This is a genomic window from Prevotella sp. P5-64 (assembly GCF_002251285.1).
Classification (GTDB): domain Bacteria; phylum Bacteroidota; class Bacteroidia; order Bacteroidales; family Bacteroidaceae; genus Prevotella.
Window position 1 is genome coordinate 71,603 of record NZ_NPJK01000065.1, and the last position, 20,523, is coordinate 92,125.

Sequence of the window (20,523 nt, forward strand, 5' to 3'; positions counted from 1 at the left end):
TTGATTTCGATGCAGTGACGGCGCTCTTGTTCACCACAAGCACGCTTAATGGCTGAGGTGCCGCCTATTTTATGCAAAAATAGTGCAAACCGAGCGCCATGAGCTTGCTCAAATGGCCGAGGCGCAGCCTATTTTATGCAAAAATAGTAAAAAACTAACATATTCAAGCCATTATATCCATTTTTTTAACTAATGTTTTACTTCCATTGGCGACGGCCGCTGTCATTCATGCCTTGAGCGGGCTTTGAGCCGCCACTCCCCTCGCCCATTTCGCGACCCAGGAACTTGCCTACGGCGCCACCCTGACCCGCTCCAGACCGCTGCCCACCAAGCCATTTCCCACAGAGATGGCATTGACGATGATTTCAGGATTTGAATTCTGTATTTCGAACTGCGATTTATGTGTGGCAAACCATGATTTCAGTGTTTCCCACTTCGCCGTAAAGTTATTTGCGGTCACGGGCGGTTTGTCGCCATCCTCGGTCATGACGGGGCTGCGGGCGAAGCGCCCCTCGGCGATAGAAACGACAGAAGGGGATGACACCTTGGGGCGCGGGCAAACCGCAGAACCTTACGGAGTCATCCCCTTCGGGAATATTGGGGCTATCGCTTTACTTCCTGTCCATCACGCGCCATACGTAGGCGATGTAGGCGAAGACAAACGGCACAAGGAGCGACACGTAGAACATCGTGCGGAGCGTGAACTCACTGCTGCAACTGTTGGCAATGGTGAGCGAGCACTGCAGGTCGGCATTGGAGGGATAGTAGGCGGTATCAGCATAGCCTGCCACCAACAGCAGAGAGAGCACGACCAGCACCACGCCCACACCGGCGGGCCAGATGCCACGGATATAGGTCTTGCTGACGATGGTGCGCACCACGCCGTAGAGCAACAGCGCCACGCCCGCGAGGGTGAGCACGACGAGCAGCGGCATGGCAAGGTAGTTGTGCAGATACTTCATCGGCTCCAGCGACACCACGCCCGTGGCGGCGTCGACGGCATATCCGTCCTTGAGCAGCAGTCTCACAAAGAACGCCAAGAACAGCACAAGGAAGGGCAACGTGCATCCGATGAGGCGCACGCTGCCACGTGAGCGGATGTCCTCGTCGTCCACATTATTTATAATATAGAGCGTGCCCAGCATGCGCGCCAGGAACATCACGGCGAGACCAAACACGAGGTTCCACACGTCGAGCAGCGCGTCGAGTCCGGCAGAGGCGTTGGCCCAGCGGCTGATGACGGGCGAGCCGACATCGGTCAGCGACGCCTTCTCTACCAGGAAGTTTGAGCCGTCGAAGAATGTAGCCACAGCGCCACCGAGCAGCAGCGGGCCCACGATGCCGTTGAGTATGAGGAACCATCGGTAGGTGCGGGTGCCAAGCAGATTGCCCTTCTTGAGCTGGAACTCATAGCTCACTGCCTGCAGCACAAACGAGAAGAGGATAATCATCCATAGCCAGTAGGCTCCGCCAAAGCTGGTGCTGTAGAAGAGGGGGAACGAGGCAAAGAAGGCTCCGCCAAAGGTGACGAGCGTGGTAAAGGTGATTTCCCATTTGCGTCCGGTAGAGTCGAGCACCTTGCGCTGTCCTTCTTCGGTACGGCCAAGGCTATAAACCATTGAGTTGGCGCCCTGCACAAAGAGCAGGAACACAAGCAGCGCCCCAAGCAGCGAGACGATAAACCACCAGTATTGTTGTAGGAATTCGTAAGTCATAATCATATTATGATGTATAGGGTTTCACAAGTTGTTATTTGTTGGCATTATAGTTTCTGATGACACGGCACATGATGCTGACCTCGGCTATGAGCAGCACAGTGAAGAGTATCAGGAAGAGGAAGAAGGTCAGGGCCACGCTGCCCGACTGCAGGTCGGAGACGGCTGCCACCGTGGGCATCATGTCCTGGATGGCCCAAGGCTGTCGGCCCAACTCGGCGACTATCCATCCTGCCTCGCTGGCGATATAGGTAAGGGGCAGCATCGCCAGGGCAGCCAGATACAGCCAGCGATGGGTGGCGGTGATGTCCTTGCGCCAGGCGATATGGCCGATGACGAGGAAGAAGAGCATGAGGAGCGACCCCACGCCCACCATGATGCGGAAGGCGTAGAAGTTGACGGGGATATAGGGCACCAGTTCGGCTCGGTCCTTGATATATCCATAACCGAAATATGGCATGTCCTGCTTCAGCTGGGCAGCCAGACTGTCCAGTCGGGCGTCGGTGGCGTCGAAAGCCTTCAGCTTGCGGTAGGTGGCAAGGGTGGTGATGGCTCTACGGCCACGCTCCATCTTCTCTTCGGCAGAGAGTTCGCGCTTGCCGTCGCGAGTATATCCGTTGAGGATGTCGTTGACGCCGGGCACGTAGCCGTCTATCGAGTGGGTGGCAAGCAGGGAGAGTCCGTTGGGGATGGCTATGCGCAGCGGAGCCTCGCCACCCTGGGCATAGTCGGGCTGCTCCAAGGGATTGACAGCGGCAATGGCGGTGAGCGACACGCCCTCGCCTCCGTCGTAGAGTGCCTCCATGGCGGCCAGCTTCATGGGCTGGGTCTCAGCCACCTTCACTGCCGAGAAGTCGCCTGTGGTCATGGTGAGCACAGCGGCCACGATGCCCACGATGCTGGCGATGCGGATGCTCTGGCGTGCCATCTCCTGCTCACGGCGGCGCAAGAGATACCAGCAGCTTACGGCGCACACGAATACGGCGCCCACCACCCAGGTAGAGGTGACGGTGTGGAAGAACTTGTCGACGGCAAAGGGCGACAGGGCTACATCAATGAAGCTCGTCATCTCGTTGCGCACGGTGTCGGGATTGAACTCGCAGCCCACGGGGTACTGCATCCACGCATTGGCCACAAGTATCCACCATGCCGAGATGGTGGCGCCGAGTCCGGTGAGCCATGTAGAGGCGAGGTGGAAGCCACGCGACACCTTCTCCCAGCCGAAATACATGACGGCGACGAAGGTGCTCTCCATGAAGAACGCCACGATACCCTCGACAGCAAGCGGGGCGCCGAAGATGTCGCCCACAAACCAGGAGTAGTTGCTCCAGTTGGTGCCGAACTCAAACTCGAGGATGATGCCCGTAGCCACGCCCATGGCGAAGTTGACGCCAAACAGGCGCTGCCAGAACACGGCAGTTTCTTTCCAGAATGGTTTACCTGTGCGATAATAGCACGTTTCCATAATGCCCATGATGAGGGCCAGACCCAGCGTGAGCGGCACAAAGAGCCAATGGTAGATGGCTGTAAGTGCAAACTGCGCACGCGACCAGTCGATGAGGGTTGGGTCGATTGTCAACAGGTGTGTCATTGTTTATAATTTTAAGATGATTGATGATTGTCGTAAGATTTCTAAGGGGCGTCGCCGCCATCGGGTCAGCGCCCCACCAACTGGCCAGCCACATAGGCCGCCTTGTCGCCGTCGTGCGCCTTCTGCTCCAGCACATCGGGGAAGAAGAAGAGTTTCAGCACAAAGAAGATGACAAATAGCTTGATGAGGATGACTGCCCACAGCACCCGGCCGAGGGTCATGGTGCGGAAACCGTCGGCATAGAGCCGGTACACCTTATATAATATATTGTTTCTGTTCATTGTCGGAAAGTGTCAGGAGTGGATTGCTGATGGGCTGGGGCTGCCAGGTCGGCCACAAATCCTCCCCGGAAGAGCTGCAGACGCCCCTGGTTCTGCAGCCGATGCAATGCGCGCGACACCTCGAGACGGCTGCAACCCAGCTCTTGGGCCAGGCGTACCATCTTGACGACCACACGCTTGGCGCCTACGGGGTAGCGGCTGTGGCTATGGACAAAGTCGACGACGCGGCTGTCGATGCTTTCGCCGTGGCTGCGCCAACAGCGGGCGTGTCGCTTCTGGATAAGCGCAGAGAGAAGATTGAAGTAGTTGATACGGAAGATAGGAAAACGGTCTATCAACTTATAGATTTCGTCTTTGCCGATGCCGATGACGCTGCAGGGCGTCAGGGCGCGGTAGAGGCTGGCATAATGGGGGCTCACGCCAAACAGCGCTTCGGGCTCGAACAAGAGTGGAGCCGCAGCGGTCTCTGCCAGCGCATAGGACCCGTTGTCGGCAGAGGTGACGACCTCTACCCTGCCGTCGATGAGAAAGAAGAGGCGGTCGCAAGTGGTCTGGGCACGCGCTATGGTGTCGCCCTCGGCATACTTGTGGAAACCCAGACGGGTATGGGTCACCAGCGCACCGAGGTCGGCCTTGCTCAGTCCCTGGAAGAGGGCAAACTGGAGCAGCTTGTTGTATATATGCAGCGTGTCCATAGGGGTAACGGTGTCAGAGGGGGTGGCGCTATCAGCGGGCGGGGTCGGCCATCTTGTCGCGCAGTGCCGGAGAGCACCACACGGCATGGCGGCCCTCGCGGTCGGTATAGATGAAGTAGGCCATCATGTCCTTATGTCGGGCAAGCACCTCCTGGGCGCGCTCGAGTCCCATCACCATGAATGCGGTGGCATAGGCGTCGGCACGGGCACAACTGTTGGTGAGCACCGTGGCAGAGAGAATGCTGTGCTGGACAGGGTAGCCGGTCGCAGGGTCAATGGTATGGGCATACTTGCGGCCGTTCTTGTAGTAGAAGTTACGGTAGTTGCCGCTGGTGGCCATCGCCTTGTCGGCAACATCGATGATGGTCTGCAGTTCCTGGTTGATATTGAGACTGTCGTCGGTGGGCTTGGTGACGCCGATACGCCAGGCGGTCTGCTTGTCGTTGACGCCGTGGGCAACGATTTCTCCGCCTATCTCTATCATATAGTTGGTCACGCCCTGGTCACGCAGATAGCGCGCCACCACATCGCAGCCGTAGCCCTTGGCTATGGCGCTGCAGTCGAGCATGGTGCGGGCGTCCTGCTTCACGACATGGCGTCCGCTGAGTTTCACCTTCTCATATCCCACGATAGCCAGCAGACTGTCTATCACAGCCTTGGTGGGCGGGGTACCCTGCTTGAAACCGAAGCCCCAGGTATTGACCAGCGGCGCCACGGTGATGTCGAAGGCGCCGTGGGTGTCGGCAGAGACCTCTTGCGCCATCGTAAACACATCGGTGAAGAGGTCGTTGACCTCGACGGTCTCGTTGCGGTTTACGCGAGAGATGATGGAGGTCTCGTTAAACGGAGAGAGCGAGTTGTCTACCTGCTGCAGCTGGTCGAGTATCCCGGCTTGCAGGTCGCGGTCGTACTGGTACACGATGCTGTAGGTGGTGCCGAATATCATGCCCTTGTTGTGCTGGTAGGGCATCGCCCGGTTCTGGCGCACGATGATGACCGTCGCCACAATCAGAAAGAGCAGAAACACACCCTGCCCTATCAGTTTCTTCTTGCTTGTTCGCTCCATATAGATGATGGTGTCAGAGTTCGATGATTACATTGAAGGTGCCGCCGATACGGTCGTCGTAACGACCATAACCAGGGATATACCAGGCCTTGCCGATAGCGGGGTCTTTGGCTGTGAGTTTGCGCTTGTAGCGCAGGCTCCATCCCAGACGCAACGGGCCCCAGATGCGGGCATCGACGCCAGCGACCAGTTCGAGCCAGTGGCAGTTGGCACTGTTGTCCTTATAGCTGTACTCCACATCGTCGCCCCACACGGGGTCCTTGACAGCGGTGCCGTCGACATCATACTTGAAGGAGGTATAGCCATAGCGGCCGCCCACATAGACGCGGTTCACGTCGTGCTTGTTGCGCAGCACGTTGAAGTCTACACCCACACGGCCGTAGGGAGCCGAGGTCTTGTAGCGCAGTCCACTGTCTACATCGTCGGCATCGGCATGGCCCACACCCAGCTCGACAACGGGGAAATAGCGGTCGCGCAGATTGAGACGGGCGGCAGCCTCGTACTGGCCATAGTCGCCCAGACCCGACTGGATGACGCCCACGAGGTCGAACGACACTGCCACTCCGCGGAAGAGGGGTATGGTGTCGCGGTCGGTAAGGGTCTTGCCCTTGTGGTTCTGCGCCTGCAGCGCCAGGGGCATCAGCAGAAGCATGAGGCTAACTGCCAAGACTCTTGAAATAGATGAGCAAATGCGGTTTCTGAGCATCGTAGCTTACTTTATTCTGGTTAATCACAACAGAGTCAATGCGGTGATGGGTGCATTTGACCTGCTGCAGCGTATGAAACATGGTGGCTGGACAGTCTACTGACTCGAAGTGGGGTTCATTGGTCTTGGTGATGGTCACGGTGTCTATGGTACGCACACCGCCATCGGGACGGATGTCGAAGTAGTACTCGTCGCTCTCGTGGCTGTAGCTCAGCGGGATGCTGAAGCTGTCCACGCGCAGCGCCTTGTTGAGCAGCACGGTGTCGGCTCCCGATGTGCGCTTGACCGATATGGTCAGCGTGTCGTCGAGCGTCGTCACGTCGCCAGCCAGCCTATACTTTGTATAGACGGTATTGTTGAGCGGACAGTCTATCGACGAGCACGAGGCAATCACCGCCACCACCGCCACAAGCAGTAGCGCTATTTTCCGCATCGTATCTCCTCCTCTATCTGGTAATCATTGCGGTTGGGGTTGCTACGGCTTACCAGGTCGCCGATGAAACCGGCAAGGAAGAGCTGGGTACCGATAAGCATCGAGGTGAGGAAGATATAGAACCAGGCAGAGTCGGTGACCAGATGGCCATAGTTGCCCTGGCTCAGTTCGACCAGCTTGCTGATGCCCAAGATGGCGAGGGCGATGAAGCTGATGAAGAATACCAGCGAGCCCAGAAATCCGAAGACGTGCATAGGCTTCTTGCCAAAGTTGGAAAGGAACCACAGGGTGAGCAGGTCCAGATAGCCGTTGAAGAAACGGTTAAGGCCAAACTTGGATTTGCCATACTTGCGGGCCTGGTGGTGTACCACCTTCTCGCCAATCTTGTCGAAGCCGGCATTCTTGGCCAGGTAGGGAATATAGCGGTGCATCTCGCCATAGACCTCGATATTCTTGACCACCTCCAAGCGGTAAGCCTTGAGGCCGCAGTTGAAGTCGTGCAGGTTCTTCACACCGCTGATCTTGCGGGCGGTGGCATTGAAGAGCTTGGTGGGGATGGTCTTGGACAGGGGGTCATATCGCTTCTGCTTGTAGCCCGACACGAGGTCGTAGCCGTCCTCCATAATCATCTTGTAGAGTCCGGGTATCTCGTCGGGAGAATCCTGCAGGTCGGCATCCATAGTGATGACCACGTCGCCCTTAACCTCCTTGAATCCGCAGTAGAGCGCGGGACTCTTGCCATAATTGCGGCGGAACTTGATGCCACGCACGTGCTCCGACTCCTTGCTCAGACGCTCGATAACGTCCCAGGAGTGGTCGGTAGAACCATCGTTGACAAATATTACTTCGTAGCTGAAGCCGTTGGCTTCCATCACACGCTTAATCCAGGCAAAGAGCTCGGGCAGCGATTCTTCCTCGTTGTAGAGGGGGATTACTACTGATATATCCATATCTTGTTTACGTTTTATATATACATTATTTATTATAGGGGGCATAACTTCGGCGCATGATGGCAGCCACGGGCAGCGACATGATGGCGCAGAACGTGATGTTCTGGGTGAAGAAGGTGAACACCAACTGCACATCGCTTGTGGCGCGAAGCGTGTTGACGGCCTCCTGAAGCTCTCGCACCGACAGGTTCTGCTGTCGGTAGATGGCCTCTATCGTCTGGAGGGCGCCCACCAGCATGCCGATGAAGGCACCGTTGTCGAAGAAACGGAAGTAGACCAGCTGGAAAGCCGCGAAGAGCAGGCTGGCGTAGAGGAAGGTATACCACAGATAGGCATAGCCACGACGGAACGAGATGACTCCGTCGAGGGCGCGGTCACGGAAGACCTTGAGGCGTGCGCCGGCCACAAAGGGAGTGGCTATGGCAAGCATCGTGCCCCACACGGACTGGGGGTCGAAGATGATGGCCATAAAACTGGCTGCCCACAGCACTGCCATGAACACGCCATCGATACGCGCAAAGGCCTTGACCTGTTTGAAAGCGTCGCTAAGTGTCATATTATCTGCAAAAGTACTGTTTTTTAGAGAGAAAATCCATAAAACTGCGATTTTTTCGCATTTCCATGGTCTTTTTTTTTGGTTCTTCCGCCTTTTAGAATGATGGAAGATAATTAGCTGGTTATCGACAAAGGCCTTAAGGGATATATGGCATGACTTAGTCAAGACCTATAAAACTTCTGGTTGACAACAACTTGTAGAACAGAACACGCTCATAGCTTATAAGCGACATATGATGGTGGCGGAAAAGGATTGGTTTCTTGGGATAAAATCGAAGAGTTTCTGAAGAAGAATCAAAGGCAATTGTATAGACAGAAAAACATACTTCGTAGCTACCCGCCTGGCATGGGGCGACAGCCATTCGCATACTTATAGTGAACTTCACCAGATGTTAAAACCGATAAATCTTGTTAAACGAAGGGCGTATTACTTCGTATGTTTATACCTTTGTGTACTGTTTTATAATCTGAAGGATAACACTTAATAAAGAGAAGGAAAGATGAAAGATTGTTCAGGACATCCAGTTGTCTGCAACCATAATAAAGTAGGCTTCTTGGGATTGCTCGTCACATTAGGCATCGTATTTGGAGACATTGGAACATCACCCCTATATGTGATGAAGGCCATACTCCATACAGGCGAAGCCATCGACGAAAGCACTATCTTGGGTGCATTGTCCTGTATCATTTGGACACTCACCCTACAGACCTCCATCAAATACGTATGTGTGGCTCTGCGTGCCGACAACAATGGCGAAGGAGGCATTCTCGCCCTCTACGCTCTTCTGCGCCGCCTCAAGAGTAAGTGGATTTATATACTGGCTATCATTGGCGCCAGTACCTTACTGGCAGATGGAATTATCACCCCTGCCATTACGGTTACTACAGCCATTGAAGGACTCGAAAGTATCAGTCCGAATCTGCCTGTCACTCCCATTACACTTGCCATTATCACCATCATCTTCTTTGTGCAGCGGTTTGGCACCGAGAGTATTGGCAAGTCTTTCGGAGTCTTCATGCTCCTATGGTTTCTCCTGTTGGGCATAATAGGCGTCATCAGTATCACGACCTTCCCTATGATACTAAAGGCATTCAACCCATATTATGCTGTCATCCTGTTGGCAAAATCCCCCCAATGGTTTTTAATTCTGGGTGCCGTGTTTCTCTGTACTACCGGTGCAGAAGCTCTTTACTCCGACTTGGGACATTGTGGCAGAAAGAACATCACCATCAGTTGGGCCTTTGTAAAGACCATGCTCATTCTCAACTATCTGGGACAGGGAGCATGGGCGCTGAATCATGTGCAGACAGCCTACTCCGTGAATCCGTTCTTTGCCATCATGCCGCAGAACATACTTGTCTTCGCCATCATTATGGCCACGGGTGCGGCTATCGTTGCGAGTCAGGCACTCATCAGCGGTACCTTCTCCATCTTGAGCGAAGCCATGAACCTGCACTTCTGGCCCCGTATGCGAATCAAGCATCCCACACATGTAAAAGGGCAGCTTTATATCCCCGTAATCAACCTTGCCATGTACATCGGTGTGGTCCTCATCATCCTGCTGTTTCGCGACTCCTCACACATGGAGGCTGCCTACGGACTCGCCATTACTATCACCATGCTGATGACTACATTGCTGCTCGGTTTCTACCTGCACAGCAAGGGTATGGCGCGACTTTTCACGATATTGTTTATTGGCACATACTGCACCATCGAGGGCATCTTCTTAACTGCCAATTTGTCAAAGTTTCTCGCAGGAGGCTGGTGCACAATGCTCATTAGCGGAATCCTGTTCCTGATGATGTATGTATGGGTACGTGCCATGAAGATACGCCGCCAGTACATTAGCACCAAACCACTGGACGACTATTATCAGATTATCTCCGACATCAAAGCCGACGAAGACATCCCCAAGTACGCTTCCAATCTTGTCTATGTAAACCATGCCGACAAACAAGGTACCGTAGATGACAAGTTGCTATATTCCATCATCAACAAGCAACCTAAACGCGCTGACCATTACTGGCTCATCAATATGGAGTTTGTAGATACTCCTGATACGCTGGAGTACAGTTGCGAGACCTTAGTGCCCGACACACTGTACAGCGTGACCATGCACATAGGTTTCCGTATCGAGCCTCGGGTTAGTCTCTATCTGAGACAAGTGGTGGAAGACCTTGTGGATAGCAAGAAGGTTGACCTTACCAGCACCTATCCTTCACTCCGCAAAAACGGTATTCCTGGCGATTTCCGTTTCATCATCATCCACCGCGTGTATTATCCCGAGAGTTCCGTCAACCGCCAGCAGAACCTGCTGATGACCATCTACGCCCTTATCAGCAAGATAGGCATTGACGAGCCAAAGGCATTGGGCCTTGACACTTCCATGGTGGTGGTAGAACGCGTGCCGCTGATTATCAATCATCACATTGGCAGCATCAGGCGAATCGCACAAATTGTAGAAGAATAAACAAAACCGACTGATTGTAACCTGAGTTCGGGATAAGAAAGTCTTTGTAAAAGTTGGTAATCCCAATAGTTCTTAGTACCTTTATGGTTGTAACACGGGTATAAGTTTCATTGACAGTACATGCATTCCCATATGCCACAACAAGCGCATAACAAGGAACAAGGTGTTCCGTGGTTATGCAGAAAGAGGTGAGAGTACCATGGGATGGTATTTCGGTTTCAAGTTGCACCTGATATGTAATGAGAGAGGTGAACTGCTTAACTTTATGCTTACGAAAGCGAATGTTGACGACAGAAATACAGATGTGTTTAACAGATTGAGTGATAATGTGTTCGGAAAAATATTCGCAGACAAAGGATATATTTCACAGGGCTTGTTTGAGAGATTGTTTAACGACGGCATTGAAATTGTCACTGGCTTGAAATGCAATATGAAAAACAGACTCATGCCATTGTATGACAAGATTCTGTTGCGCAAAAGGTCTGTCATAAAAGAAAGTTCCGACTTCGACAACATGATGAATGATGTCGAAAACGAGGTTGAGGAACAGCAAGCCGAGGATGGACTTGTAAACCGTGTTCCTGAGTTAAAACAGTTGAGTGAGGACATTGACAAGGCTACCAATACCTTCATCAATTCCACATTTGAACTGGAGTCTACCATTCAGCAGTATCAACGTGCAGAAACCAAATTAGGTGGTGCTGTGACTACTATCAGCAAAAAGGTTGATCAATCGATCAACACTTAGACAAAGTTTTAGAGAATACGCCAACACAATTAAAGGTGTCTGTAAATGTCAACGATGCTGACTGGCAGAAAATCCAAGAACTGTTTGCCAAAGAACGCCAATGGATGACCGCACAGATGCATATCCGTGAGGTCAATTCCATGTTTGCTGATGAACGGAAGAAAGTCCGTGAACGATACAAGGAATATGATGGCTGCTATCTCGGTCACTATGCCCAGTGGTTCTTCTGGTTTTTCTTCTCTATCGGCATCTTTGTGGTTGCAGGAGTTGTAGGAATGATGATTGCACAGAGTTATGGAAAATGACAAGCCGACTAACCTTAGACTTTCGCCTAAAGTCAGTCGGCTTATCTCAATTAAACTATTCGCATCCTAACTCTGTGAACACGAAATAATCATAGAAATGATAGAAATGACTATTGCAATAGAGGACAAAACTAAGCTGCCTATATCCTTAATTCGACCAATCAAATGATCTTTCTCTTTTTGTTTCTTCTGCTTAATTAACGAAGAGACCTCTTGTGAAAGCAACTGTAATTTTCCGTTTGGCTTTACTACCCATCCTCCTGTTGTTACAGTTATAGCCTCATGTTCTTTAAGGATATTCGTTATGGCTTTGTCTCTATTGGAAGGTGTAACACCTAAGGTTGAAGGTTCTATGTATTTTAAAGTACTATTCTCCAGTTCTTTAATAACATTAGCAAGTGCCGCTAAAAAGTCCAAATCTAAATTTTCCATTGTAACACTATTGTTTTTGTAAATGCTGGTATCACACCTCTATTAGTTTAAAGAGATTTCTCCATCTTTAACCTTATCAATAGTAGCTTTTCTATGATAGCCATTCTTGGTGAATTCATTTATCCATATAAGCCTCCTTGTACCATCACCATAAGGTTGTAATCTGAAATGACCACTAACTTTGAAAGACTCATCATTACAGATTTCGGTATACCACTTACTATCAAAGCGATAGTAATTAAGCCCTGCTTCTGTGACAATCTGAGTCTTTTTGTTCTTTTTAATCTCTTTTCTTATGGTGGTTGAAACTTTACCTAATTGCACTTCTGCCCATTGTCTTAAACACAAATAATCCAAGACCATATCTATGTAATCTCTGATATTTGCTTCCATACAACCATCAATAAGAGGTAGAACCATGCAGTCTAACTGATGTCCATTTCCCTTAATTCTATCCTTTGGTGACACACAAATGTAATATGTAGGTATCGACAAATATTTATCGATGTTGTCTTGGAATATCCATAAAGTAAGACAGCCATTCTTTATGCTATACACGACATAACACCCTTCTATAAAGTATGGGCTACGAACAATTCCATTCTCATTATCTAACTCTTGGAGAATATCAATATGAAATTGTGTAAATTTCATATAGGATTTATCCATCGTCTCAACAAATGTCTTAGAGAAAACGACCAAATTACGGCAGTTTCCTTTTACTGTAGATAATTCTCTTATCGCATTCTCTCTGTCAGAATCAATTGCACTACCGATATTATTACACCAATTAAGAATGCTTTGTGGCAATTCTCTTTTATCAAGACAAAACAAGTATCTAAACAATGTAATGTCATTTATGTTTTTAATTTTCATAAACAAATACAATTTGTCAATTAACCCTTTTGATCCATCTATAGTCAGGACCTTTAGTTGTCCACTGAAATTGCCACATTGCACCGGACTTATTGCTTATCAAATAGTATTGATACATACTCGTCATCGGTTGTATTGTAAAAATGCTACTATTACCTGCTTCAAGAACTTCTTCATTAATTGAAACGCAAAGGAGGTTGTCTAAAGACTTGGTATCGTATTGCACTTGCCAAAGTCTTCCTGTAAAACTATCCAACATGATGAATGTCCACATATTTTGAGTAGCAAACATTTTGAATCTCCCCTGCCATCTATCAGTTGAAGATGGATATGCTTTTGACCAGTAATTTATTGGTGCAGCAAACATGTAATCTGTTCCTTTTGTGCTAAATTGGACTTGCCAATTCTTTCCAGTAAAAGTATCAAGCATGATGAAAGTCCACATATTCTGTGTTTCATAAAGACAAAAGCGATTATCAGTTTCGCCACCATCTTCCATTGCATCACATATTTTCCAAGATTGACCGTCATCTTGCACCTGTAACACTTCTCCCGTAGCAGTATTCAAACGTAACTGGTTATGGTAGTTACGTGTTTTATACATTTTATAAGTTTGTGCAAATAGGCTGATAGGCATAAAGCACAAAAACAATAAAGCAGCAATTTTCCTCATATCGTTTCTGTTTTACGAAAAAACTAAATGGAATTTGGATTATGCAATATTACCATCATTCCTTCATTTATTCTTTTACGACAAAGATTATGTCGGCAAGACTTTCGTACATTTTTTTATTACCCCTTAATTCCGCAACACTATTATAAATTAGGCCTTTTAAGTACCTGAGCAACAAAAAGTTGCCCAGGATTTTTCCATGTCGAAGAATTCACTTATCTTAGTGTTGCAAAATAAACAAGAGAATCCGACGATAGACATGGCAAAAATACAAATTAAATCTGAGAAACTCACTCCTTTTGGAGAAATATTTTCAATCATGGAGCAATTTGACTCCACATTGTCATCTGTAATCGACTCGCCCCTCGGTCTAAGGTGTAGATTGTTCCATTTCATGGCACGTTTTCTCGCCATGGCAGAGCTTAAGTAAACTTAGCTCTGCTCATCTGGCTTAACGAAAACGTTCGTTTCCATCAGAAGGATACGTTGAAGAGGTTCTTTGAGAGATTTGAACAGAAATGAATTACTATCAATCGTTTCAGAGCTGATTGTGGATCATGTTCCGAGGAAATCGTAGAAGAAGTAGAGGAACACTGCAAATTCTTCTATATCCGCGCTAACCGTTTCAGTTCGCTCTACAATGACATCTTTGCTCTCAGAGGCTGGAAGACTGAAGAAATCAATGGCATCGTGTTTGAATTGAACTCTATCCTTGTTGAAAAGTGGAAGGGTAAAGCATACCGACTTGTGATTCAAAGACAGAAACGAATGGATGATGTGCAGGACCTTTGGGTAGGAGAATACACATACCGTTGTATCCTAACTAACGACTATGAATCTTCCGTAAGAGAAATTGTCGAGTTCTCTAACCTTCGTGGAGGAAAGGAACATATATTCAATGATATGAACAATGGTTTTGGATGGGACAGATTGCCCATATCCTTCATGGCAGAGAACACAGTGTTCCAAAAACAGCAGCATCAGATTAAAAATATCGCTGTCCGCAAAACTTTTTTTGAGCATAAAGAATTAGGGCTGGATTCATCGCTTGAAATTCAGCCCTTTATTATTGGCTAAACATCCATATCATTGCCATTGTTTTTGGTAACTATATACCTTTCGGGGGTTAAAAGTATATAGTTACCAATTGTTCTATAAAAAGCCGCCATTTCTATCCTCATTCTCTTGCTTGCTTAATGGTCATGCCGACCGACCTGATACCCCTGCTTCCCAGCACGATGGACGAGGCGATGAAAATACCTATTTTTGGGTATTGCCGCAGCCTTCTGATTGCAATAACTTTGCATCTGGTTAATTATTAGATGTTAAGACAAGCATGAGAATATACTCCACGCTGCTATTATGGATGATGTGCGCCACCCTGACATGGGCGCAGAATGTAGCGTCGGTCGTTATCGACAGCCGCTCGGGCGACCCCTTGGCAGGGGCGGTGGTAAGCACTGTGGCGCAGGGTAAATGGCAGACCATCACCGACGCCGACGGACGGTTTGAACTTCCCCAGCGGATGGTGGGCACGAAGATACGCATCACCATTTTAGGGTATAAGACGCTCACCGTGACCGCCACCCGACAGGGAGTCTACAGGATGACCGAGGACATAAGCACCCTGGGCGAGGTGGTTGTGACGGCGCGCACCGGACAGGGACAGACCACCTCGTCGGTCATCGGGCGCGACGCCATGAGGCATCTCCAGCCCAACAGCATAGCCGACCTGATGGAGCTGTTGCCCGGCGGATATGCCAAGGACCCCAACATGGGTCAGGCCAATCTCATCACGCTGCGCGAGACCGGCACGATGGGCGCCTACGGCACGGAGACGAGAAGCAACAACTACTCCATCACCTCGCTGGGTACTCAGTTTGTCATCGACGGCGTGCCGCTGATGACCGATGCCAACCTCCAATACTCGCCCTTGGGCGGCACGCAGTCTTCCACCTCGTCGTCATCGGCAGAGGGAAGCCGCAACATCACCAACAGTGGTGTAGACATGCGCGCCATCTCTACCGACGACATCGAGAGCGTAGAGGTGATGCGCGGAATACCCTCTGCAGAGTATGGCAACCTCACCAGCGGACTGGTCAGCATACGCAAGATACGACGCGCCATGCCGCTGACGGTGCGCTTCAAGGCCGATGGCTACAGCAAGCTCTTCTCGGCAGGCAAGGGAGTCAACCTCAACCGGCGGGGAACGTCGCTTCTCAACATGGACTTAGGCTACCTCGACTCCAAGACCGATCCTACAGACAACCTGGAGAACTACAAGCGTCTGACGGCGTCACTGAGATACACTCTCAAGGCCGACAGGAAGGCATACTCATGGAGCTGGAACTCGGCGCTGGACTATCAGGGTTCGTTTGACAATGCCAAGGCCGACCCCGACCTCAACTACGGACACATAGACGAATACCGCTCATCGTACAACCGCATCGCGATGACCAACAATTTCATGCTGAAACCCCGCAAGTCGGTGTGGAGCGAAGTGGCAGTCAACTCTATGGTGAGCCTTCAGACCGATCGGCTCCGACAGACACGCCTCGTGGCTCCGCAGCGTTATGGCATAGTGCCGCTGTCATGGACCGACGGTGAGAACGAAGCCCAGGCGGTCTTTGCCGAGTACATCGCCCACTATCTCTGCGACGGCAAACCGTTCAGCGCGTATGTCAAGGCCAAAGGGGTGATGGACTTCAAGACCGGCAGAGCCACCCACACCCTCAAGTTGGGCCTCAACTGGGACATCGCCAAGAACTTCGGGCGCGGACAGGTCTACGACATGCACCGCCCGCTGAGCGTCACGGGATGGAGTTCACGCCCGCGCCGATACAAGGACATCCCTTCGCTGCAGAACCTGTCTGCCTTCGGCGAAGAGCAGATGCGCTGGAGCCTGGGCAGGAGCACCATAGACCTCATGGCAGGACTGCGACTGGCAATGATGCCTGGGCTGGCCAGCCGATACTACATGAGCGGACGCATATATGCCGACCCGCGCATCAATATGGGTTGGCATCTGCCCAAGCTGACGGTGGGCGGCGAACCTATGACCATCTCCCTCAACGCCGGATATGGCATCACCTCCAAGATGCCTACCCTCAACTATCTTTACCCCGACCGTTACTACAGCAATTTCATATCTCTGGCGTATTACGACGCGTCTTCACCGGCACAGAACAGCTGTTTTGTGGTACACACCTACATCCAGGACCCCACCAACTACCACCTCTCTCCCGCCCGCAACCACAAGTGGGAGGTGAGAGTAGACCTCGACTGGCACGACAATACGCTGTCGATAGACTATTTCAGGGAGACGATGAACGACGGGTTCAGATATGCCGCCATCTATGGTTCCTATGCCTACAGGGCTTACGATGTGAGCCAGATGCAGGCAGGCCGCGACTATCACTCGCTGCCCTACACAGAGCGGCAGGTGCTCGACGGCTATCAGAAGGCGGGCAACGGCAGCCGACTGGTGAAGCAGGGCATAGAACTGGCCTTCACCTCGCAGCGCATCCACGCTCTGCGCACCCGTATCAATGTCACCGGAGCGTGGTTTCGTACGCTCTACACCAACAGCCAACCCATGTTCGACGCCGTGAGCACAGTGATAGACAACCAGCCGGTGCGCGAGCAGTATGTGGGGCTTTACGACTGGAACGACGGAAGACTCAACGACCGCGTCAACACCAATGTGACCTTTGATACGCAGATACCCGAGTGGCGGCTGATATTCACCACCTCGGTGCAGTGCATGTGGATGATACGCACCCGCCAGATGTGGAAAAACGGCACGCCCACGGCCTACATCGCAGCCAGCGACGGCCAACTGCATCCCTACACCACGGAGAGCCTCAACGCCCCCCGACTCTCCCAGCTCACCCGCAACTACAACGCCGACCTCTTCCGTCCGTTCACGGTGCCCATGTCGGCCATCGTCAATCTGAAGGTGACCAAGGAGATAGGCCGCATGATGCGCCTGTCGTTCTTCGCCAACAAGATATTGGACTATCTGCCCGACTACACCGCCAATGGGCGCACCATCAGGCGCAATGCCTCGCCCTACTTCGGAGTCGAGGCGGGCTTGAGCCTATAACAGACAACCCTAACAGCAAACAGGAATATGAAGACAAGACTTATACTCTACATCATGGCGCTGAGCGTGCTGGCAGCATGCTCCGACCTGGAGACAGGCAGCACCCGCCACACCGCCACGCAGATTGCCGTTACGCCGCCCGTGGGGATAAGCGGCATGCAAATCAACAGCCAGCAGATAAAGATTACCAATCTCACCACCGGCGTCACCACTACCCTGTCGTCGACCGAGGGCATCACCCTCACCGAGGGGCTCTACGACATGGTCTACTCTGCCGACATCACCTATACCGCCCACAACGCCAACGACGAGACGGCGCAGGCCAAAGGCCGACTTAACGGCAAGGCTGAGAACGTACAGATTACCGGGAGCAGCCGACAGGTGCAGATAGAGACGTTTCTGTCGGCCGACAACGACGACTTCATCATCGAAGAGATATTCTTCGCCGGCACGCTGCGCAGTTCTGGACTGCAGTATTATGGCGACAGCTACATCAAGATTTACAACAACACCGACCACGTGCTCTATGCCGACGGACTGGCTTTCTGCGAGTCGAAGTTCAAGTCTACCCAGTATTTCGAGTACACCCCCGACATACGCAAGGACACCATGACCATCTGGTCGCTCTACGTGATACCCGGCAGCGGTACCGACCACCCCGTGCAGCCTGGCCACTCGCTGCTGCTCTGCGACACGGGCATAGACCACCGCAACGCCAACCCCAACTCCTTTGACCTGAGCGCCGCCGACTTTGAGTGGTACGACGTTTCCACCCACCCCGAGCACATGGACATCGACAGCGAGACGGTGCCCAATCTCGACAAGTGGTATTGTTATACCGAGTCGTTCTACGTGTTGCACAACCGAGGATTTACCTCCTACGCCCTGGCGCGTATTCCTATCGACAAGGCGCAGTACCTTAAGGACTACAAGTATACCTATTATTATACGATGTATCTGCCTGCCGGCACATTCCCCATGCAGCAGGATGCGTACAAGATGCCCAACGCGTGGATTGTCGACGGGGTCAACTGCAGCATCGAGGCCAAGCGCCTGTGGAATATTCTGCCCCCGTCGGTCGACGCAGGCTGGACCCACTGCGGCAAGATTGACAAGGATGAGACCCGATACTTCCGCAGCGTGCGCCGGAAGCTCCAGTATCTCAACGCCGACGGCACCATGCACCTGCTGGACACCAACAACTCGACCGAGGACTTCACCACCGAGTGCATACCCTCTATCGTCGAGCTGCAGCATACCGCCATCGACGCCGCCGGTACCAAGGCGACCACAGTGACCTATGATGGCATAACTCCCAAGCAGTAGAAGATGAAACACGATACCTCTACCACCTCCCTGACGGCGCTCCTTGCCACAGCCATGCTCATGGCAGTGCCCGCCACCCTCACGGCGCAGCAGAATGACAGCACCCACACCTCGCTGTCGGCACGTATGTGGCAGACGCAGATGCCGTCGGCCGATTTCGGTGCCGAGCTCTACCTCAACCCAGCCATGCAGAGCTACCGCTACAGTGCCTCTATCAACAGGCTGCAGGCAGGCATGGACTACAGCAAGGCTTCACGCCCCGCGCGACTCGAAGACGGCACGGGCAGCAGCACGGGTTACGGCTGCATCGACGCCTATCTGCACAAGGGCAAAGCCACGCTGTGGGGCAATGCGGCTTACCGCAACGGCACCACGCGCAACGTACGCTTCAGCGAGACCACAGACTACCAGCTGCTCTACCCCTACCTGATGGCCGACACCGTGGGGGGCAACACGCATAGTGAGTATTACCACTTTATGGGTGGCTTCTCCTATCCTTTGGGCCGATGGAACATCGCTGCCGAGGGCGAATACACCGCCCGGATGGAGTTCCGCACCCGCGACCCACGCCCCAAGAACCTCTCGGGCAACCTGATGGCTCGGGTGGGCGTCTCGACCCAGGTGGGCACCGGCGTCATGGGCATGGCTGTGAGCGCCCGACGCTACAAGCAGACCAACGAGTTGAAGCTCTACAACGAGGTGAGCATGCCCACCATCTATCACCTCACGGGCATGGGCAACGACTACTACCGTTTCAGGGGAGCCAACACCTCTACCTACTACCAAGGCCACTCTTTAGGGGGCATGCTCAGCTACCGCCAGCGACGCGACAGCCAGCGTGGTGCCTTCGCCCAGGCGGGCTATGAGTTTACAGAGATTGAGAAGATTATCTCTTCGCTCAACCAGCTGCCTCTCGCCACGCTGCGGCTGCATCGGCAGGACGCCACGGCGGGATGGCTGTCGACAGTGGGGCGCCACACGTTGGGCTTGCGGCTCAGCGAGGAGTGGCAGCGGCGCCAGGGCTTCGAGCACATCTTCGGCACGGCTCAGGATAATATCTACCCGCAGATAGCCATTGCCGAGATGTACCGCCTCACCACCCTGCGCATAGGTGCCGACGCGCTCTGGCAGCACGCGCTGCCCATAGCCTGCCGCCGGGGCTACTGGGCGCTGCAGGCGGGTACCGCCTACTGCGACTACCATGAGGAATATGCCGAACCTTATCGGCAGTTGCGGGTTAGGTCATGGCAGTCGGCACTGACGCTCACTGCCGCGGTAGAGTCTCGCCACATGCTCACCCGCCTTCAGGCCACCGCCTCGCGGACATGGCATACCGACGCCCGCGCCGACCACATCGAGGGCACCATGGCTACGCCAGTGATGCACGCCTATGAGACCCTCGCCCACCCCGCCTGGTCTACCGGCGCCGCCATCGAGACCTCCTACAAGGCCAGCCCGCGCTTCCACCCCTTTGTGCGCGCCGACTGGCGCTACAGCCGCTATGCGCTGACCGCTCACGGCATGGGCCTGACCCTGGCTGCGGGCATATATTTCTAACGGAATGACAATGACAACATAGACAAATAAAAACCAAA

The 20,523-nt window shown here is 52.3% G+C and carries 19 protein-coding genes and 1 pseudogene; 7 read left to right on the forward strand and 13 right to left on the reverse strand.

Annotated features, from left to right (window positions below; all coding sequences use genetic code 11):
- Positions 1–289 precede the first annotated feature (289 nt).
- The 10 genes from CIK87_RS12205 to CIK87_RS12250 form a co-directional block, all read right to left on the reverse strand.
- Positions 290–544, reverse strand: coding sequence for a hypothetical protein (locus CIK87_RS12205; protein ID WP_144008220.1), 255 nt, complete (start codon positions 542–544; stop codon positions 290–292).
- 67 nt (positions 545–611) lie between these two features.
- Positions 612–1,715, reverse strand: a complete 1,104-nt coding sequence (locus CIK87_RS12210; RefSeq protein ID WP_094387426.1) for a cytochrome d ubiquinol oxidase subunit II — start codon at positions 1,713–1,715, stop codon at positions 612–614.
- 34 nt (positions 1,716–1,749) lie between these two features.
- Positions 1,750–3,306, reverse strand: a complete 1,557-nt coding sequence (locus CIK87_RS12215; RefSeq protein ID WP_094387405.1) for a cytochrome ubiquinol oxidase subunit I — start codon at positions 3,304–3,306, stop codon at positions 1,750–1,752.
- A gap of 65 nt (positions 3,307–3,371) precedes the next feature.
- Positions 3,372–3,587: a DUF4492 domain-containing protein gene (locus CIK87_RS12220; protein WP_022309949.1), complete on the reverse strand. Its 216-nt coding sequence runs from the start codon at positions 3,585–3,587 to the stop codon at positions 3,372–3,374.
- Positions 3,584–4,282 (reverse strand): Crp/Fnr family transcriptional regulator, encoded by a 699-nt coding sequence (locus tag CIK87_RS12225; protein WP_158216254.1) that lies wholly within the window; start codon positions 4,280–4,282, stop codon positions 3,584–3,586. Before CIK87_RS12225 ends, CIK87_RS12220 begins: the two co-directional genes overlap by 4 nt.
- A 31-nt stretch (positions 4,283–4,313) precedes the next feature.
- Positions 4,314–5,348 (reverse strand): FAD:protein FMN transferase, encoded by a 1,035-nt coding sequence (locus tag CIK87_RS12230; RefSeq protein ID WP_094387407.1) that lies wholly within the window; start codon positions 5,346–5,348, stop codon positions 4,314–4,316.
- A 13-nt stretch (positions 5,349–5,361) separates the two neighbouring features.
- A complete protein-coding gene (locus CIK87_RS12235; protein WP_371327124.1) occupies positions 5,362–6,015 on the reverse strand; it encodes a DUF6048 family protein in 654 nt (217 codons plus the stop codon).
- The gene (locus tag CIK87_RS12240; protein ID WP_094387408.1) at positions 6,005–6,487 is read right to left on the reverse strand and encodes a DUF6452 family protein; all 483 of its coding nucleotides are present in this window, start codon (positions 6,485–6,487) and stop codon (positions 6,005–6,007) included. The genes CIK87_RS12235 and CIK87_RS12240 overlap by 11 nt, the downstream gene beginning before the upstream one ends.
- Positions 6,475–7,437: a glycosyltransferase family 2 protein gene (locus CIK87_RS12245; protein ID WP_022309954.1), complete on the reverse strand. Its 963-nt coding sequence runs from the start codon at positions 7,435–7,437 to the stop codon at positions 6,475–6,477. The genes CIK87_RS12240 and CIK87_RS12245 overlap by 13 nt, the downstream gene beginning before the upstream one ends.
- 25 nt (positions 7,438–7,462) lie before the next feature.
- The gene (locus CIK87_RS12250; RefSeq protein ID WP_094387409.1) at positions 7,463–7,993 is read right to left on the reverse strand and encodes a DUF4199 domain-containing protein; all 531 of its coding nucleotides are present in this window, start codon (positions 7,991–7,993) and stop codon (positions 7,463–7,465) included.
- Positions 7,994–8,492: 499 nt separating this feature from the next.
- Between CIK87_RS12250 and CIK87_RS12255 the strand changes: the two genes are divergently transcribed.
- The 3 genes from CIK87_RS12255 to CIK87_RS14510 all read left to right on the forward strand — a co-directional run bounded on the left by CIK87_RS12255 (position 8,493) and on the right by CIK87_RS14510 (position 11,516).
- Positions 8,493–10,463: a KUP/HAK/KT family potassium transporter gene (locus CIK87_RS12255; protein ID WP_094387410.1), complete on the forward strand. Its 1,971-nt coding sequence runs from the start codon at positions 8,493–8,495 to the stop codon at positions 10,461–10,463.
- Between the two features lie 109 nt (positions 10,464–10,572).
- On the forward strand, positions 10,573–11,211 hold the full coding sequence (locus CIK87_RS14670; protein WP_256387372.1) for an IS982 family transposase: 639 nt from the start codon (positions 10,573–10,575) through the stop codon (positions 11,209–11,211).
- A gap of 35 nt (positions 11,212–11,246) precedes the next feature.
- The gene (locus CIK87_RS14510; protein ID WP_173823501.1) at positions 11,247–11,516 is read left to right on the forward strand and encodes a hypothetical protein; all 270 of its coding nucleotides are present in this window, start codon (positions 11,247–11,249) and stop codon (positions 11,514–11,516) included.
- Between the two features lie 66 nt (positions 11,517–11,582).
- On the opposite strand, the gene CIK87_RS12265 is transcribed toward CIK87_RS14510, so the two are convergent.
- The 3 genes from CIK87_RS12265 to CIK87_RS12275 are packed head-to-tail and all read right to left on the reverse strand — an operon-like array spanning position 11,583 to position 13,497.
- Entirely contained in the window at positions 11,583–11,948 is a 366-nt protein-coding gene (locus tag CIK87_RS12265) for a hypothetical protein (RefSeq protein WP_094387411.1), read from the reverse strand.
- 42 nt (positions 11,949–11,990) lie between these two features.
- Complete coding sequence (locus CIK87_RS12270) at positions 11,991–12,824, reverse strand: hypothetical protein (protein WP_094387412.1); 834 nt, start codon at positions 12,822–12,824, stop codon at positions 11,991–11,993.
- 16 nt (positions 12,825–12,840) lie between these two features.
- Positions 12,841–13,497, reverse strand: coding sequence for a hypothetical protein (locus CIK87_RS12275; RefSeq protein ID WP_094387413.1), 657 nt, complete (start codon positions 13,495–13,497; stop codon positions 12,841–12,843).
- Between the two features lie 453 nt (positions 13,498–13,950).
- Between CIK87_RS12275 and CIK87_RS12280 the strand changes: the two are divergent.
- The 4 genes and pseudogenes from CIK87_RS12280 to CIK87_RS12295 form a co-directional block, all read left to right on the forward strand.
- Positions 13,951–14,467: pseudogene (locus CIK87_RS12280) on the forward strand (transposase); the annotation flags it as partial.
- A gap of 366 nt (positions 14,468–14,833) precedes the next feature.
- A complete protein-coding gene (locus CIK87_RS12285) occupies positions 14,834–17,602 on the forward strand; it encodes a TonB-dependent receptor plug domain-containing protein (RefSeq protein ID WP_254046558.1) in 2,769 nt (922 codons plus the stop codon).
- A gap of 27 nt (positions 17,603–17,629) precedes the next feature.
- Positions 17,630–18,928 carry a DUF4876 domain-containing protein gene (locus CIK87_RS12290; RefSeq protein ID WP_094387415.1) on the forward strand — a complete coding sequence of 433 codons (1,299 nt, stop codon included), beginning with the start codon at positions 17,630–17,632 and terminating at the stop codon, positions 18,926–18,928.
- Between the two features lie 3 nt (positions 18,929–18,931).
- Complete coding sequence (locus CIK87_RS12295) at positions 18,932–20,485, forward strand: DUF6850 family outer membrane beta-barrel protein (RefSeq protein ID WP_094387416.1); 1,554 nt, start codon at positions 18,932–18,934, stop codon at positions 20,483–20,485.
- Positions 20,486–20,523 lie beyond the last annotated feature (38 nt).